Annotated in this window: 13 protein-coding genes and 1 tRNA gene; 2 read left to right on the top strand and 12 right to left on the bottom strand. The window is 45.0% G+C overall.

Going from position 1 to position 16,654, the window contains the following annotated elements; genetic code table 11:
- Positions 1-5 precede the first annotated feature (5 nt).
- From ccsA to G9G53_RS15460, 12 genes are all read right to left on the bottom strand, one after another.
- Positions 6-833: a cytochrome c biogenesis protein CcsA gene (ccsA, locus tag G9G53_RS15515; protein ID WP_029518408.1), complete on the bottom strand. Its 828-nt coding sequence runs from the start codon at positions 831-833 to the stop codon at positions 6-8.
- 16 nt (positions 834-849) lie between these two features.
- Positions 850-2,244 carry a glutamyl-tRNA reductase gene (hemA, locus tag G9G53_RS15510; protein ID WP_029518407.1) on the bottom strand — a complete coding sequence of 465 codons (1,395 nt, stop codon included), beginning with the start codon at positions 2,242-2,244 and terminating at the stop codon, positions 850-852.
- A gap of 246 nt (positions 2,245-2,490) precedes the next feature.
- A complete protein-coding gene (speD, locus tag G9G53_RS15505) occupies positions 2,491-2,889 on the bottom strand; it encodes an adenosylmethionine decarboxylase (protein ID WP_025365654.1) in 399 nt (132 codons plus the stop codon).
- 268 nt (positions 2,890-3,157) lie between these two features.
- Positions 3,158-3,745 (bottom strand): non-ribosomal peptide synthetase module, encoded by a 588-nt coding sequence (locus G9G53_RS15500; protein WP_165148787.1) that lies wholly within the window; start codon positions 3,743-3,745, stop codon positions 3,158-3,160.
- A gap of 287 nt (positions 3,746-4,032) precedes the next feature.
- Complete coding sequence (gene yihA / locus G9G53_RS15495) at positions 4,033-4,644, bottom strand: ribosome biogenesis GTP-binding protein YihA/YsxC (protein WP_029518405.1); 612 nt, start codon at positions 4,642-4,644, stop codon at positions 4,033-4,035.
- A gap of 18 nt (positions 4,645-4,662) precedes the next feature.
- A complete protein-coding gene (gene lon, locus G9G53_RS15490; RefSeq protein ID WP_023989969.1) occupies positions 4,663-6,999 on the bottom strand; it encodes an endopeptidase La in 2,337 nt (778 codons plus the stop codon).
- Positions 7,000-7,109: 110 nt separating this feature from the next.
- The gene (gene lonB, locus G9G53_RS15485; protein ID WP_029518404.1) at positions 7,110-8,837 is read right to left on the bottom strand and encodes an ATP-dependent protease LonB; all 1,728 of its coding nucleotides are present in this window, start codon (positions 8,835-8,837) and stop codon (positions 7,110-7,112) included.
- A 218-nt stretch (positions 8,838-9,055) separates the two neighbouring features.
- Positions 9,056-10,174 (bottom strand): flavodoxin-dependent (E)-4-hydroxy-3-methylbut-2-enyl-diphosphate synthase, encoded by a 1,119-nt coding sequence (gene ispG / locus G9G53_RS15480; protein ID WP_025718670.1) that lies wholly within the window; start codon positions 10,172-10,174, stop codon positions 9,056-9,058.
- Positions 10,175-10,284: 110 nt separating this feature from the next.
- Positions 10,285-11,541 carry an ATP-dependent protease ATP-binding subunit ClpX gene (gene clpX / locus G9G53_RS15475; protein ID WP_013311623.1) on the bottom strand — a complete coding sequence of 419 codons (1,257 nt, stop codon included), beginning with the start codon at positions 11,539-11,541 and terminating at the stop codon, positions 10,285-10,287.
- A 12-nt stretch (positions 11,542-11,553) separates the two neighbouring features.
- Positions 11,554-12,144 (bottom strand): ATP-dependent Clp endopeptidase proteolytic subunit ClpP, encoded by a 591-nt coding sequence (gene clpP, locus G9G53_RS15470; protein ID WP_016324659.1) that lies wholly within the window; start codon positions 12,142-12,144, stop codon positions 11,554-11,556.
- Positions 12,145-12,555: 411 nt separating this feature from the next.
- Positions 12,556-13,869 (bottom strand): trigger factor, encoded by a 1,314-nt coding sequence (gene tig / locus G9G53_RS15465; protein ID WP_028541569.1) that lies wholly within the window; start codon positions 13,867-13,869, stop codon positions 12,556-12,558.
- A gap of 143 nt (positions 13,870-14,012) precedes the next feature.
- The gene (locus tag G9G53_RS15460; RefSeq protein ID WP_185156363.1) at positions 14,013-14,921 is read right to left on the bottom strand and encodes a hypothetical protein; all 909 of its coding nucleotides are present in this window, start codon (positions 14,919-14,921) and stop codon (positions 14,013-14,015) included.
- A 257-nt stretch (positions 14,922-15,178) separates the two neighbouring features.
- Here G9G53_RS15460 and G9G53_RS15455 point away from each other — a divergent pair.
- Together G9G53_RS15455 and G9G53_RS15450 are read left to right on the top strand one after the other, a co-directional pair.
- Positions 15,179-15,252 (top strand) — tRNA-Arg (locus G9G53_RS15455).
- Positions 15,253-15,564: 312 nt separating this feature from the next.
- Positions 15,565-16,644 (top strand): hypothetical protein, encoded by a 1,080-nt coding sequence (locus G9G53_RS15450; protein ID WP_029518402.1) that lies wholly within the window; start codon positions 15,565-15,567, stop codon positions 16,642-16,644.
- Positions 16,645-16,654 lie beyond the last annotated feature (10 nt).

Below are 16,654 nucleotides of genomic sequence, written 5' to 3'. Positions count from 1 at the left end.
GCTTTTCACTCTCCCGTCCACTGATGAAATACAGACCAGGAATTCAGCAAAAAATTAAGAATCAATAGCGTGTAGCCCACCAATGCCCACTTTGCCATCACAAGCCCTGAACGCTGATTCAATCTTTTGCTCACTAAAAATATAATATACACACACAGGGCAATCGCTGTCATCAGCACCTTGGTATCTAGCAAGAGAAGCCAGCGTTCCTCAGCAATAATAGAAATAACGGCAACTACAATAGAGACTCCCAGCAAAGGAGTACCAATCAACAGCGCCATATGCGTATACCGATCCATCATTTCCAGACTCGGCAGGCGTCTGATCGTGTCATTCCATTTCTTTACTTTCAATTTACGATGCAAAAACAGATATAACCCCGAAAATACAGCTGCTACCGTCATCGCTACAAAACCAAGATTAGCCAGCGCAATATGAATCAGGAGCAGCCCATGCACGGTATGCCAATTTCCAAGTGGATTGTCGAGAGGCTCCATCCATATATTGTTGAGCACCAGCACTGCAAAACTAATAATATTAAGCAGCAATACCGCAAATTCGGAACGCTGATAACGTGTCAAAATCAAAGAAATCAGCACTAAAATAACTGAAAACAGAAATAGAAAATCGTAGGTCACGAAAATAGGAAGGTGCCCTTCATTCCAGGTTCTTATCCCCATATAAGCAAGCTGGAGCACCAGAACGACAACAAGAAGCCCTGTACCTGTCCGTTTAGCATTCGCATTGCGACGAATCCCATCCGAGAATACAAACAGAAGGCTCAGGGCAAAAACATAAATCATTGAATCATATATAAGCATGCCTGAAGCCACGTCTGTTCACCCACTTTTACAGGCTGGCCGGCGCAAACGACGCTGGCAAAGCCTGAGCCTGAACGGTTTTTTCATGAACACCGGCTTCCGGTTTTATTAACGCAGATGCATCGCTTTTATCTACTTTCTGAGCGGCGTCATCCAAACGATCCTCCAGAGCAAAAATGTGGCTAAACATGTCTAGGGCCTCATTCCCCTGTTTTTGGACAGCCAGTTCCTTTACCCGATTGATCGGATCATGCATCATCTGGTTCAGCATGCTCTTCGTCAAACGGCTAATCACTTTGCGTTGCCGTTCATCCAGCTCGGGAAGCTTATTGAACAAGCTTTCCAACGTATCCTGATGTACAGACTCCGCTTTTTCCTGTAATGCACGAATCACCGGACGCACTCCCATCGTTTTCAACCATTGATAAAACTCGCTAAGCTCATCTTCGATCATATGCTCGATTTTTGTAGCTTCGGTACGGCGCATTTCCAAATTGCTCTCCACGATCCCTTCCAGATCATCAATATCGTACAGGAAAACATTCTGTAATTCACCAATAGCCGGGTCGAGATCACGCGGAACCGCAATATCAATCATAAACAAAGGACGGGACTGTCGACGTTTCATACTTGCTTCAACCCGAGTCCGATCCAGAATATACCCCTGGGCACCTGTCGAGCTAATAACAATATCCACGTCCGCCAACCGATTCATGCCTTCCTCCATCGTAACCGGCGTTCCATGGAACTTGGAGGCAAGGTCTTCCGCACGGGACAAGGTTCGGTTGGCTACAATAACCTCGGCTGCTCCGCCGCTGTACAAATGCTTAACCGTAAGTTCGCTCATTTTACCAGCACCGAGAATCAGTACCTTTTTATCGGTAAACATCCCGAAAATCCGTTTGCCTAGCTCAACTGCTGCATAGCTGACAGATACGGCACTTTCTCCAATAGATGTCTCTGAATGGGCACGCTTGCCCAATGTGACGGCCTGCTTAAACAACATATTAAACCACGTTGCCGTAATTTTCTGGGATTGAGCCTGAAGAAAAGCGTTCTTTACCTGTCCCAAAATTTGTGTTTCTCCGATTACCATAGAATCAAGACCACAAGTCACACGGAACAAATGCCGAATCGCCTGCTCGTCCTCATATATATATAAATGTTGTGTAAATTGATCACGCGGAATGCCAAACCATTGCTCCATAAAACTGCGTATAAAATAGCCGCACATGTGAAGGCGGTCCACTACAACATATATTTCAGTCCGATTGCAGGTTGCGACAACTACGCCCTCCAACACACTTTTGGTAAGTTTGAGTTGCTCCAGCGCTTTTGGCAAATCTTGTTCTGCAAATGTAAAACGCTCTCTGACTTCCACAGGCGCCGTACGATAATTCAACCCAACAACGACGATGTGCATTGCAAATTCACCTGCCTAAACTGTAATAAGAATAACCACTGTTATCATAAACTATGTTAATTATATCACAGAAGTCCGAATCTCCTCCGGCTGTTTTATGAATTGTTTATGAAAATTGAATAGCTTTCATGAAACCAGCACGTTCTGTATGATTTGATTTAGTGTAGACCACTTTTAAAACAAATAACCATGGAAATGTTCCATGGCTATAATATAGGACGCACAAACGGCTCCATAAAAAACGATTTACACTAACTCAGCCAGCTTGCACTCTGGTGATTCCACCTGAAGTTCTCCCAAGCCGCGAATCAGCTTTTTCGCATATGTTTTTTTCGGTTTTAGAACGGATACCAGGTAATCAATAGCCAACTGCGGATCGACAGTCTCACCGCAAGTATAACAATCAATAGCGGCAAACCCTCTCTCAGGATACGTATGAATAGAGAGATGACTCTCCGACAACAGTACAAGCACGGTAGCTCCCTGTGGTTCGAACTGCTTGGATTGAACGGACATCACCGTTGCTCCGCAAGCTTCAGCTGCTTCAACTAATTGAGCCTCCAAAAACTGCGCATCATTCAGTAATTCAAACTCAACACCCCAAGTATCTACGGCAACGTGTCTTCCGAAAGTTGAGTACTCCAATTCCATCTTTCGGTTCCCCCTTCCTAGGAATAAAATGTTTGGAAAAATTTCATCCGCTAGGACCTACGTCATTCACTTCCCGAGGGAATAACCTCTCGCAACATTCAATGTCCTGAGTGAATCCTGGTTCCTATATTTCATTTTCAACGAGATTAAAAATAACATCTATGTGCAGCAAATGCAATCATTTTTTAAGAATAAAAAAGCCTATTTCGGTAAAGAAAGGGACTACATGGCATAACGATTCATTCCATATATTCATGCCTTATTAAGCTTCCAGTGCAAATAATTTTGAGCAACTCATTCGAAGCTTGTGGTCAATCTGTTCCAACTCCGAGAAAGTACGCGCCAAATTCCGCTGGTCAAGCAACGAATTAATGAGATGATATACGTCAGATATTTCATTTTCAACGTTCTGATGCTGAAAAAGCTGTTGCAATTCCTGCACCGTATTTTTATATTCGAATACCAGCCTGGAACCTCCGGCATTCTTCTCCATAATTTTACGAACCGTACCTTCATTATAAAAATACACCATAGTGAATCCTTGATACATTCGGTAAACGATGCCTTCGCCCTTAAAACGAACAAAAAGTTTGCGTATAAACAGGGTTAGTTGCGGATGAATTAAGCGACAAGTCAATTCACACACAAACGCTCCCTCTTTGGCTTCAAAAAACAAATGAACTTCCTCACCCGCACTATGCTCCAGAACGATTTCCTGTCTTCCGTTATCTAGAACTTTAATATAGTAATGCACCTGGGGATCATCCACTGCCCGCAAAAATTCGTCCATTTGGGTTTCCAACAAGGTCAAAGTGGTTTTAACATACTCTGTGGCTAACCGCTGAGCCATACCCATCTCCTCAATTCTTTCCTGAACCTATAAGTTTAAGCTTTAAATTTATTATACATCAGACCTAAAGTGCTTTTCTTGCACATCAAATCATAAATTCCCGCCATACATCGGAAATAAACGGAAAATGATGGGGTTGAGACTGCATTATCCCCCATATACTCACTTTTCGGCTTAAAATCCACGAGTTCTTTTTGTTATTATATATTATTCCCACCTATTTAGTAAGTTTATTTTTTTGAAGCCCGAACCATGAAAAAAGGACGTCCTCAAGGACGTCCCTAGCCTTACAATTCCGTCTGCTCTTCTTCGTCATTCTCTATATAGCTGGAGATGACAGACCACAGCTCTTCCTTGCCCATACCTTCTTCGGATGAAAAGGGGATAAACAATCCCCCGGGAAGTATTCCGAGTTCCTGCTTGATTACCTTGTAATGCTTTTCTCGCCGCGTTTTAGGGATTTTATCTGCCTTCGTGCCTACAACACATACGGGAAGCCCGTTATGACGCAGCCAATCATACATCATGATATCGTCCTTGGACGGCGGATGGCGCAAATCTACCATTTGAAGCACCAGTTTGAGTGGCTCACGCTCCAGCAAATAAGACTCAATCATCTGCCCCCAAGCCTTGCGGGACGTTTTGGATACCTTGGCGTAACCGTAACCGGGAAAATCGACAAAATAGAGATCATCATTAATCCGGTAATAATTGAGTTGCTGGGTTTTACCTGGCGTAGAACTGGTACGCGCCAAATTTTTACGGTTAATCAACCGATTAATCAATGAAGACTTTCCTACATTGGAGCGCCCCGCCAGAGCAATCTCTGGCAAAGCGTCCACAGGAAACTGATCGGGACCAACCGCACTTATTATAAATTCTGCTTTTGTTACTTTCATTGTGTCCTTAATTCCTCTCTAATGTACCCTTGCCTGCTCAACCAAAGCATGCTTTAGCACCTGATCCATATGGGCAACGGGGACAAATTCAACATCCTGCCGGATACTGTCGGGAATATCCTTTAAATCCCGTTCATTATCTTTGGGAAGCAGAATTTTTTTGTAGCCTGCCCGGTGGGCAGCCAGCGACTTCTCTTTTAAACCACCAATCGGCAATACACGGCCGCGTAGAGTAATTTCGCCCGTCATAGCCACATCCTTGGATACATGACGGTTGGTCAAAGCTGAAATTAACGCGGTAGCAATAGTAATTCCCGCAGATGGACCATCCTTCGGAATCGCACCCTCAGGAATATGAATGTGGATATCATTTTTCTCATAAAAGTCTAGTTCAATGCCCAGATCAACTGCTTTGGAACGGGTGTAGCTGAATGCCGCCTGTGCAGATTCCTTCATAACGTCTCCCAGTTTACCCGTAAGAATCAGTTTACCACTACCAGGTACGACCGTCACTTCAATCATCAGTGTTTCACCACCGACCTCTGTCCATGCCAAGCCTGTAACCGTACCGATCTGATCCTCCAGTTCTGCAACACCGTAACGGAATTTAGCGATACCCAGATAATCCTTCAGATTATCCGGTGTGATTTGAATTGGTCCTTCGCCACCAGATACAACGGACTTCGCCGCCTTGCGGCACAGAGAAGCCATTTGCTGCTCAAGATTCCGCACACCAGATTCACGCGTATATTCGCGAATGACACGCAGTAGCGTATCCTCCCCGATAACCAGTTGTTCCTCGTCCAAGCCATGCTCTCTCTTCTGCTTGGGCAATAGGTACCGATTGGCGATTTCCAGCTTCTCCAGTTCGGTGTAGCCAGGAATATAGAGCGTCTCCATGCGGTCCATTAGCGGACGCGGGATGTTGTGTGCAGCATTGGCTGTCGTTACAAACATCACATTGGACAGGTCAAACGGCAGCTCAACAAAATGGTCACTGAACGTATTGTTTTGTTCAGGATCAAGCACTTCGAGCAATGCCGCCGATGGATCTCCTCGAAAATCGGAAGCCATTTTATCAATCTCATCCAGCAAAAATACTGGATTAGACGTTCCTGCGGTCTTCATCCCCTGAATGATCCGCCCTGGCATCGCACCAACATAAGTCCGACGGTGACCACGGATTTCCGCTTCATCCCGCACACCTCCGAGAGAGATGCGGACAAATTCCCGACCCATGGATTTGGCAATCGAACGGGCCAACGAGGTCTTGCCGACCCCTGGCGGACCCACGAGACACAGAATCGGTCCCTTAATGGTCTTCACCAGCTTGCGTACAGCCAAATACTCCAATACACGCTCCTTGGGTTTATCCAATCCGTAGTGGTCGTTATTAAGTACCTCTTCAGCTTTGACGATATCCAGATCATCATCGGTAAACTTGTTCCATGGCAAGCTTAACAACCAATCCACATAATTACGGATGACGCCACCCTCGGCAGAGCTTGCCGGCATTTTTTCCAGACGATCGATTTCCTTTTCGACCTTCTCCTTCACCGGAACAGGCAACTCTAGTTCACTTAGCTGGTTGCGCAGTTCTTCAACTTCTCCCGCGCGACCTTCCTTCTCGCCAAGTTCCTTCTGAATTGCCTTCATTTGTTCACGCAGATAATACTCCTTCTGCGTCTTTTCCATCTGCTTCTTCACACGCTGGTTGATTTTACGTTCCAGCTCCAGTACTTCACGCTCATTGTTCAAAATATCCAGAAGCTTCTCCAGACGCTGAGTAACGTCGATCGTCTCCAGTATATCCTGCTTTTCCTTAATTTTGAGCGTCAAATGACTTGTGATTACGTCTGCTAGCCGTCCCGGCTCCTCAATATCCGATACCGCAGCGAGAGTCTCCGGTGTTACCTTTTTGGACAAGTTGATATAATGCTCGAACTGAGTTAATACAGTGCGCATTAGCGCATCCGTCTCAGGCTGTACGTTTTCTGCCTCGTGCAGCTCCTTCGCCATTACCTCGTAATATTCTTCATTGTCCGTATATTGAATAATCTCGGCCCGTTCCAGCCCTTCCACCAATACTCGAATGGTTCCATTAGGAAGTTTGAGCATCTGGCGTACCTTGGCTACCGTGCCGACTCGAAAGATGTCCTCTTGTGTAGGTTCTTCAATATTTACTTCTGATTGAGAACACAGGAGAATCAAATTGTCTTCAACCATCGCTTTTTCCAAAGCCTTGACCGATTTTTCCCGGCCCACATCGAGATGCAGAACCATACTCGGGTAGACCAGAAGCCCTCTTAAAGGCAGCAAAGGAAAACGACGACCTTTTGTCTTGGTGGGTCCCATCGCTTTCGCACCTCCAGTGATTCTCAGGTTCCGGATTTTACAATCCTCAAGTTGTTATCTTTCATATTTTATCAAATGTTTTATGAAAAAACCAATGAAAGGGTGGTTCATCAGCAAGATCCTGTATCTGATATCGTCCCGTTATGCGTTCCATCAGCCTGTAACAAGGAAGATTGGGATGGGCGAAAAGTCTCAATTGGCGCATGTACAGGCGAATCCGACGTTATCTCTTCCCCGAACACATGTCGGAACACTTCGGTAACCGACTGTACGGGAATCACTTTTAAACCCTCAATGCTGTCAAAAAGAGCTTGCCAGTTGTCCTGCGGAATGATCACTTTTTTGGCTCCTGCCTGAAAAGCGGCTTCAACCTTGGCTAATACACCACCAATCGGTTTGACACGACCATGGATGCTAATTTCGCCAGTCATTGCAATTTCATGATCCACCGGAATTCCCCGCATCGCGGAAGCAATGGCTGTTGCCATCGCAATTCCTGCGGACGGGCCATCTACCGGCGTACCCCCAGGGAAATTGATATGCAAATCGTAATTCGACGGAGACAATCCGAGCGTACGCAAAACGGTTAGAACATTTTCTACAGAACCTTTAGCCATGCTCTTACGGCGCAGTGTACGGGACCCGCCTCCGATTTCTTCCTCATCCACAACCCCCGTAATATTATAGCTGCCCTTTCCCTCAGGAACCGGAACTGCTGTAACTTCAATTTCAAGCAGCATCCCCATGTTCGGGCCATATACAGCTAATCCGTTAACAAATCCGATTTGCGGCAAGCCTGGTATTTTTCGGTCAGGACGCGGTTGAATTTGACTACTGCCCGCTACCCATTCGACGTCGGAAGCATTGAGACATTCCCTTTTCTCGGTAAGTGCCAAACCAGCAGCCAGCTGGATCATATTGACCGCCTCCCGACCGTTCGTTGCGTAACGCTGTACAACTTCTACCGCCTCAGGACAAGGGCCAAAGCCTAGCTTGTGGACGGCATCCTCTGCAATACGAGCAATCTCCTGTGGCTGCAAGGCACGGAAATAAATCTCCATGCACCGGGAGCGAATCGCAGGTGGCAGTTCATGCGGCGAACGGGTCGTCGCACCCACCAAACGAAAATCGGCTGGCAAACCGTTTTGGAAAATATCGTGGATATAAGCAGGAGTATTCGAATCTTCCGAGTTGTAATACGCACTCTCCAAAAATACCTTGCGATCCTCCAGTACTTTCAAGAGTTTATTCATCTGCGTTGGATGCAGCTCACCAATCTCATCAATGAACAGCATCCCCCCATGCGCCTTCGTCACAGCTCCGGGTTTAGGTTGTGGGATACCCGCTACCCCCATCGCTCCTGCCCCTTGATAGATTGGATCATGCACTGAACCTATCAGCGGGTCCGCAATACCGCGCTCATCAAAGCGGGCCGTCGTAGCATCAATCTCCGTGAATTTGGCGTCTCCCTTGAACGGAGAGGACAGATTCTTCTTAGCCTCTTCCAGCACAACGCGTGCAGCAGCTGTCTTCCCTACACCCGGCGGGCCATAAATAATGACATGCTGCGGATTCGCACTACATAACGCAGCCTTGAGCGCGCGCAGTCCATCCTTCTGACCCACGATATCCTGTAATGTGGCAGGACGTGTGCGTTCAGCCAACGGCTTGGTAAGTGAAATAGAACGCAATTTGCGTAGCTTATCCAATTCCTTGCGGGATTCCCGATCCACCGCACTACGGTTCGTTTTCTGGCTCCGCAGGAGGTTCCAGAAATACAGACCAATAACAATCCCGAAAAACATTTGCACCAATAACAAAATCATAGTCAAGTCCATCGTATTTCCTCCGTTTCTCATCTCAGCAATTTTAAAAATGCCGCTCTATGAAAAACAGTATTTCCTTTTCCGCGATAGCTAAACGGCGGTCTTTCAAAAGATCAGAGAGAAATACAAAAACACCGCGAAGAACAGTTCTGTAGCAGAGCTGCTCTCCACGGCGTTTAAATGATGACAATAGATTATGACTATGCCTCTTTATAATAACTGCTTTTTGCCTACACCTTCTCGGCGGTATGACGTTCTTCACGTCCAGGTATTTTCCCTGTTTCCTCATATGCTTTGACGATGATATCAATTTCTTTTTTCAATTCGTCCACCATATCAGCCTCAGGTACTTTGCGAATCATTTTTCCATAACGGAACAAAAGGCCTTCACCGCGCGCTCCGGCAATTCCAATATCAGCTTCCTTCGCTTCACCCGGGCCATTTACTGCACAACCCAGTACTGATACTTTAATCGGTACCTTGAGTTTTGCAATGTAGTCTTCTACCTCGTTGGCAATAGAGAACAGATCAATATCCAGACGTCCGCAAGTCGGACAAGAAATCAATGTAGCTGCGTTTGTGATTAATCCAAACGTCTTGAGCAACTCACGGGCTACCTTCACTTCTTCCACCGGATCAGCACTAAGTGAAATACGCATTGTGGAGCCGATGCCTGATGCTAGCAAAGCGCCCATACCTGCCGCGCTTTTAACTGTACCCGTAAAGAGTGTACCCGCTTCGGTAATACCCAGATGGAGCGGATACTTAATAATTTCAGCGGCCTTCGTATAAGCAGCAATCGCCATAGGAACATCAGACGCCTTCAGTGACACGATAATGTCATGGAAATCAAGTTCTTCCAGTATCCCGATATGATACAGCGCACTTTCTACCATCGCTTCTGGCGTAGGGTAGCCATACTTATCAAGTAAATGCTGTTCCAATGACCCGGCATTCACACCAATTCGAATCGGAATCCCTTTTTCCTTACATGCCTTCACGACAGCTTCTACTTTTTCACGTCGTCCTATGTTACCTGGATTAATGCGAACTTTATCAATCCCATTTTCAATTGCCAGTAGAGCCAGCTTGTGATTAAAGTGAATATCTGCAACTAGCGGAATATGAATCCGTTTTTTAATTTCCTTAATGGCTGCGGCAGCTTCCTCATTGTTGACGGTAACCCGCACCAGTTGACATCCGGCTTCTTCCAAGCGAAGAATCTCGGCTACAGTTGCTTCCACATCTGCTGTTTTAGTTGTACACATGCTTTGGATGATGACTTCATTGCTGCCGCCAATCGTCAGATTCCCGACTTTAACGGGACGTGTGTCTTGTCTTAAGAACATGTACTTTTCTCTCCCATTAACGCCAAACCTCCACCCCTTAAAACCTCATACAGGTTTAGTGAAGTGGAGATCCGGCTTCTCATGTTTTAGAGATCGCGAAGTATCAATCCTTAGGCGCTCTCTTCTTGTTTTTTATCCTTATCTGTACCACCGAGTTCCGGTGCGATTTTGTCTTTTACAACCTGCTCATTGATGACGCAAGTAGTCACATCCTCACGGGAAGGAACCTCATACATTACGTCCAGCATAATACCTTCGATGATCGCACGAAGGCCACGGGCACCCGTGTTACGCTTGATCGCTTCACGAGCAATGGCTTCCAGAGCATCTTGCTTAAACTCCAGTTGCACATTATCCAGCTCAAGCAGCTTCTGGTATTGCTTGGTTAACGCATTTTTCGGTTCGGACAGAATACGAACCAATGTGTTCTCATCAAGCGGCTCCAGCGTAGAAATTACTGGCAAGCGTCCTACAAATTCCGGTATCAGACCGAATTTCAAAAGATCCTCAGGCAATACCATTGAAGTATATTCGCCTGGTTTCAGGTCTTTTTGTTCGCTGGTAGCGTTGAAGCCGATAACCTTTTTACCGATACGACGTTTGATCATTTGCTCCAGACCATCAAAGGCACCACCGCAAATGAACAGGATATTCGTGGTGTCAATTTGAATAAACTCTTGATGTGGATGCTTGCGACCGCCTTGAGGTGGTACAGAAGCAACCGTGCCTTCCAAAATTTTAAGCAACGCCTGCTGTACACCTTCACCCGAAACGTCACGCGTAATGGACGGGTTTTCGGATTTGCGGGCTACTTTATCAATTTCGTCAATGTAGATAATGCCGCGTTCGGCTTTTTCTACATCATAATCGGCAGCTTGAATCAGTTTCAGCAAAATATTTTCAACGTCTTCACCCACATAACCTGCTTCCGTAAGGGAAGTGGCATCTGCGATAGCAAAAGGAACGTTCAAAATTTTAGCCATGGTTTGCGCAAGCAACGTTTTACCCGAACCTGTAGGTCCAAGCATCAAGATGTTACTTTTTTGCAGTTCCACATCATCAATTTTGTTTTGAGTATTAATTCGTTTGTAGTGATTATATACCGCTACAGACAACGATTTTTTCGCTTGATCCTGACCAATAACATATTGGTCCAGAATGTCACGGATTTGCATTGGTTTCGGAATGTCTTTCAGATCTACTTCTTCTTCATGACCCAATTCCTCTTCTACAATCTCCGTACACAACTCAATGCATTCGTCACATATATATACGCCCGGTCCGGCAACAAGCTTGCGAACCTGATCCTGAGATTTACCGCAGAAAGAACATTTCAATTGTCCTTTTTCATCATTAAATTTAAACATAGAGCCACCCCTTTACAGATTAATCGGTTTAGACAGCACCTGGTCAATGATACCGTATGCTTTTGCCTCTTCCGCTTCCATGAAGAAATCCCGGTCAGTATCACGTTCGATTTTTTCGAGGGGCTGACCCGTACGCTCTACATAGATTTGATTCAGCTTAGCACGTGTTTTGATAATCCAGTCCGCATGAATCAGCATATCGGAGGCTTGCCCCTGAATGCCACCAAGTGGCTGATGAATCATGACTTCACTATTGGTAAGCGCGTATCTCTTACCTGGCGCACCCGCTGTTAGCAGCAACGAACCCATACTTGCAGCCATGCCTACACAGATCGTCGATACGTCCGGCTTAATGAATTGCATTGTATCATATATACCCATGCCCGCAGTTACAGAACCGCCTGGCGAGTTAATGTACAAATTAATATCCTTCTCTGGATCTTCCGCAGAAAGGAACAATAGCTGTGCAATGACGAGATTGGCGACATCGTCATCAATCGGGCCACTTAGGAAAATAATACGATCCTTAAGCAACCGCGAGTAAATATCGTAAGATCGTTCTCCTCGATTCGTTTGTTCCACAACCATAGGGACGAGACTCATCACGACCAACCTCTTTTCTTTATTAAAATGAACACCTGTATTCATCCGCTTCCTTATGTCCCATTAAAACGGAAGCAGCAAGCATGAAACGTGAACACCTTACAAAATATTTTAACATGTTCAGAGTCTCGTGTCATATTTGCATGCGCTCATATATGCAGTGCGGGCTATTTACAGTACACTCTGCCGAGACCTTCTCATATTTAACCATGTTTCGTATGTATGTGCAAATATACGGTAGTGACTTATGTAAAACAAGAAAACGCGACTCACAGCACTTTCCATAAACGACTAAAATTTGGGTTATCAAAGGTAAAAATAAGGCACGTAACTTTCACTACGTGCCTTATCCCTATCTAATTACTACGTTTCAGCTTGTTACAGCATACTCCGTATATTTTATCGTCTGAATTACTCAGCAGCTTCAACTGGCGCTTCTACTTCTTTGCTGTTTTCCACCAACAAAGCAATGGTTTTGCGCAGTGAAATTTCTTCTTTCAGGTTAGCGAACGAGCCGTTACCTTCCAGAATGCTACGGATTTCTTCAACTGAACGTTTGTAAGCTTCAGCCATGTTTTTCAGTTCTTCATCAATTTCCGCTTCGGAAACTTCGATGTTTTCTGCTTTAGCCACTTGCTCCAGCACGAGGTTGTTACGTACGCGCTTCTCAGCATCAGCTTTCATTTGCTCTTCCAGGTCTTCCTTGCTTTGACCAGAGAATCCAAGGAACATTTCAAGGTTCATACCTTGGCTACGCAAACGGTTGTCGAAATCGCGAACCATGTTTTGCACTTCGCTCTTCACCATTGCTTCAGGAATGTCGATTGTTGCATTCTCAGCAACTTTCTCCACTACAGCACCCTCGCGGGCTGCTTTAGCTTCGTTTTCCTTACGATCCAACAATTGCTTTTTCAAGTCTTCCTTGAATTCAGCCAGTGTGTCAAATTCGCTTACATCTTTAGCAAATTCATCGTCCAGTTCAGGAAGAACTTTGCGTTTCAGTTCGTGAACTTTCACTTTGAATACCGCTTGTTTGCCAGCGAGGTCAGCAGAATGGTAGTTCTCAGGGAACGTTACTTCAACGTCCTTGGAATCGCCAGTGTGCAAACCAACCACTTGCTCTTCAAAACCAGGGATGAATGTGTTAGATCCCAGTTCCAAAGAATACTTCTCAGCTTGTCCACCTTCGAATGGTACACCGTCCACGGAACCGTCGAAGTCAATAATAGCTGTATCACCGGATTGAGCAGCATCTTCATCAACGACAACCAGTTCAGCATGACGTTGTTGCAGGCGCTCCAGTTCTTGAGCCAGTTCTTCGTCGCTTACTTCGAGTTTGCTTACAGGCACTTCTACGCCTTTGTAATCGCCCAAAGTCACTTCAGGTTTAACAGTAACCTTTGCTTTGAACTTGAAAGATTCGCCTTTAGCAAATTGATCAATTTCAACGTCAGGGCTGTCAACCGGGAAGATGTCCGTTTGCTCTACAGCTTGGCTGTAAGCTTCTGGCAACAGGATGTCAATTGCATCTTGGTACAGACTTTCAATACCATAGCGTTTTTCAAAGATAGGACGTGGTACTTTACCTTTACGGAATCCTGGTACACTTACTTGTTTTGCCACTTTATTAAAAGCTTTGTCGAGTGCAGCGGCTACACGATCCGCGTCAACCTCAACTTCAAGAACCCCAAGGTTCTTCTCTATTTTCTCCCAAGTTGCTTTCATTTTATGCTTTCCCCTCCAACAAAATCTTCACTTAGTTTTCATTACAATCAACGCACACAAAATAACCACTATAGTATATCTAACATTACTGTCTTTTTCAAGAGCAGCCCTTTGAATGCTTCACAGGTAAACGTTTCCGGTCACTAAGGAGTGTGCATTCCCGCCGCTACGAATAGTCGCATCGACCGATACGCCTGCTCAAAACGGAAGCGCAACGCATCTGTAATACCATATATAGCACGGGTTTCTTCCTCATTATTATTACCGTTCAAACTTTCCGAAACGGTCTGATGGAGTGCTGCAGCCCAAATATCCGGCATTCCGTCCTCTTCCACCAACATGGATCTATAATCATTCGTACCGTATACTGCCATCACAAACTGTGACCACAACTCCTGTGCAAAATAGAATAGTGTAGGCTCGTGCACCTCAGTCTGATCAGCCACCCGTTCCAAAATACGCATAATCGACTCTGGAAAATCACCAGGCTGTAACGGAACCGTTTCAATGTCGATTTCCGCTTGTTCATCACCCCGTCTGATTTCTATCGTCCCTTCCATTCCGCGTCGTCGCATTGTCTGTAGAACACGGAATTGAAGTAAAGGATGGATTTCCCGGTCCGTAATCCAGCGAAGCAAGGCATCGTCGATTTCTGGCAGTTCCAAATAGGACAACTGCTCCAACGCTAAAATCGTCTGTTCGGATAAGGGTTCATCCATAGCCATCCGCAACAGCTTGTTGCCGTAGCCCGCATCCTGCTCCTGCTTAAAGCGTGCATGACGGCGAGCTAACTCTACTTCACTGACCTCTTCTTCCACAGCGTCCGTTACCGCCCCGCTGTCAGCGTACTGTGGAAATGCAGCTTCCAGCCATTGTAATAGAGCGTTCCATTCATCGTATTGCTTCTGCTCCTGTCCCTGACACTGCATTAAAAAACGCAGCATCGCCATCGCCTCTCCGTAACGTTCGTTTTCAAGCATCACGGTAAGTTGGATTTGATAATAGTCCAGTGTCTTCGGAAACAATACAATATTATTTTCTTTTGTCGTCACCTTGGAGTCCTTTATTCAAGGCACCCCCTCTCCTTCACAAGCTCAAGTATTTGTAGATTATATGAGAAACAGTAGCCGAAGTCCAACCACTCGTCTTACACATATTCACCTGTATTCTAACATACCCTTTTACAAGGCAAAAAAAACTACGTCTACTCAGAATTTATGCTGTATAAAGCCTAAATAAGCGATATATGCAAAATAAGACTTGAATTTCTTTTATCCATATGATATATTAATATTCGCTTGAATTTTATGTCCCAGTAGCTCAGCTGGATAGAGCAACGGCCTTCTAAGCCGTCGGTCGGGGGTTCGAATCCCTCCTGGGACGTCATAACAAGAAGCTTCCATAATGGAGGCTTTTTTTGTTCTCATGAGATAACTCACAGGGGAACGTCGGCCCATCGGCATCGTTAGCCTATACTTCGCAGTCAACCATAAGGAGAGTATCTCTCTTGATAAATTACATCAAAAAAAAGCTTCCGCAAGGGAGCTTTTTTTGATGATAAATAATGTAGAAAGAATAGTCTGCCACGCTACTTTAGGCGCTGGTTTCAAGTCACTACTCTTTCAATAAAACGCAGATATTGCTATCATCTATCATGTTACACCATTTTGAAGTAAAGGAGGTTGGCTGACTCCCTTGACTACGAATAAACTCCAAAAGTCGCGGGAAATTCATCGTTTTGTTGCCACTTTGCTTTCTATATTAGGTACTGGATTGGGTATGTTTTATCTCGCCATTCCTTCCTATATGATTGGAGGAGCGGCTCTGATCATCACACAGGGAATTCTGATCTATTTTACATTATTTTCTCTCGGATACCTGCTTATTATTTCGGGACCGCTGGCCATTATTCTCCACATTTTAGGCATTATTTTTACAATACGATCTTTTCAAATTACAAGCAATGTGGGTAGCGCGCCGACAAGTGCATCGTTGCCTTCCAAATGGCGCATGTTGCTCAGTCTCACTGTGGGAGCTACACTTCTACTTCTTGCAGTCACAATGAAATACGTAGATATTATAGAACCTTTTACACAAACAGGTGAAAATAAACGCAACGTAGCCGCAGAATCAGAGCAATATCTGGAGCAGAAATACGGAGAGGACTTTCAAATTCAAAATATTAGCTATCATAGTATTCCCTTCACTGAATATACCATGGAGGCGATCTCTAATCGTCATCCTTCCGTCCTCTTTAACATGACCAAGCGTCCTTATGAGGATGTCCCATTTAGAGAAAAATATCTTAACGCCCTTTGGGAGAGCCAACTGGACATGAAGCTCAAACCTGTTATACAGAAGCTATACAATGATGCAGCCGCTGTTCATTCTGGGGTGCAAGAAGGGGAAACAGATAAAATGATCAAAGAATACGACGATTTTAAACTGAATCCCGAAGCGGTCGGCGATCAATATATTCGTATAATTGTATTCGAGGATCTAACTGACTCAGGATTGTCATTGGAAAAAGAACGGGTATTACAAACTGCAAAAGTTCTCAAAACAGTGTTGGCCGGAAATAAAGCCTCATTAGACATCGAATACTTCCCTTCGGCTATGAATACCAACCGAAACCTTAAGGCAATAGAACTAAACGATTATATGTTTGGTCAGGACCATTTTGATGAAAAGACCTATGAAGTCCAGATAGAAGACATTTATAAGCTTATGTCAACAAAGGATATACAAATCACATCGCTTGACCGCGTGAAGTAGCAAGGAGATT

Source organism: Paenibacillus sp. EKM206P (assembly GCF_011066155.1).
GTDB lineage: Bacteria > Bacillota > Bacilli > Paenibacillales > Paenibacillaceae > Paenibacillus > Paenibacillus polymyxa_D.
This window is presented reverse-complemented; position numbering and strand designations above follow the sequence as displayed.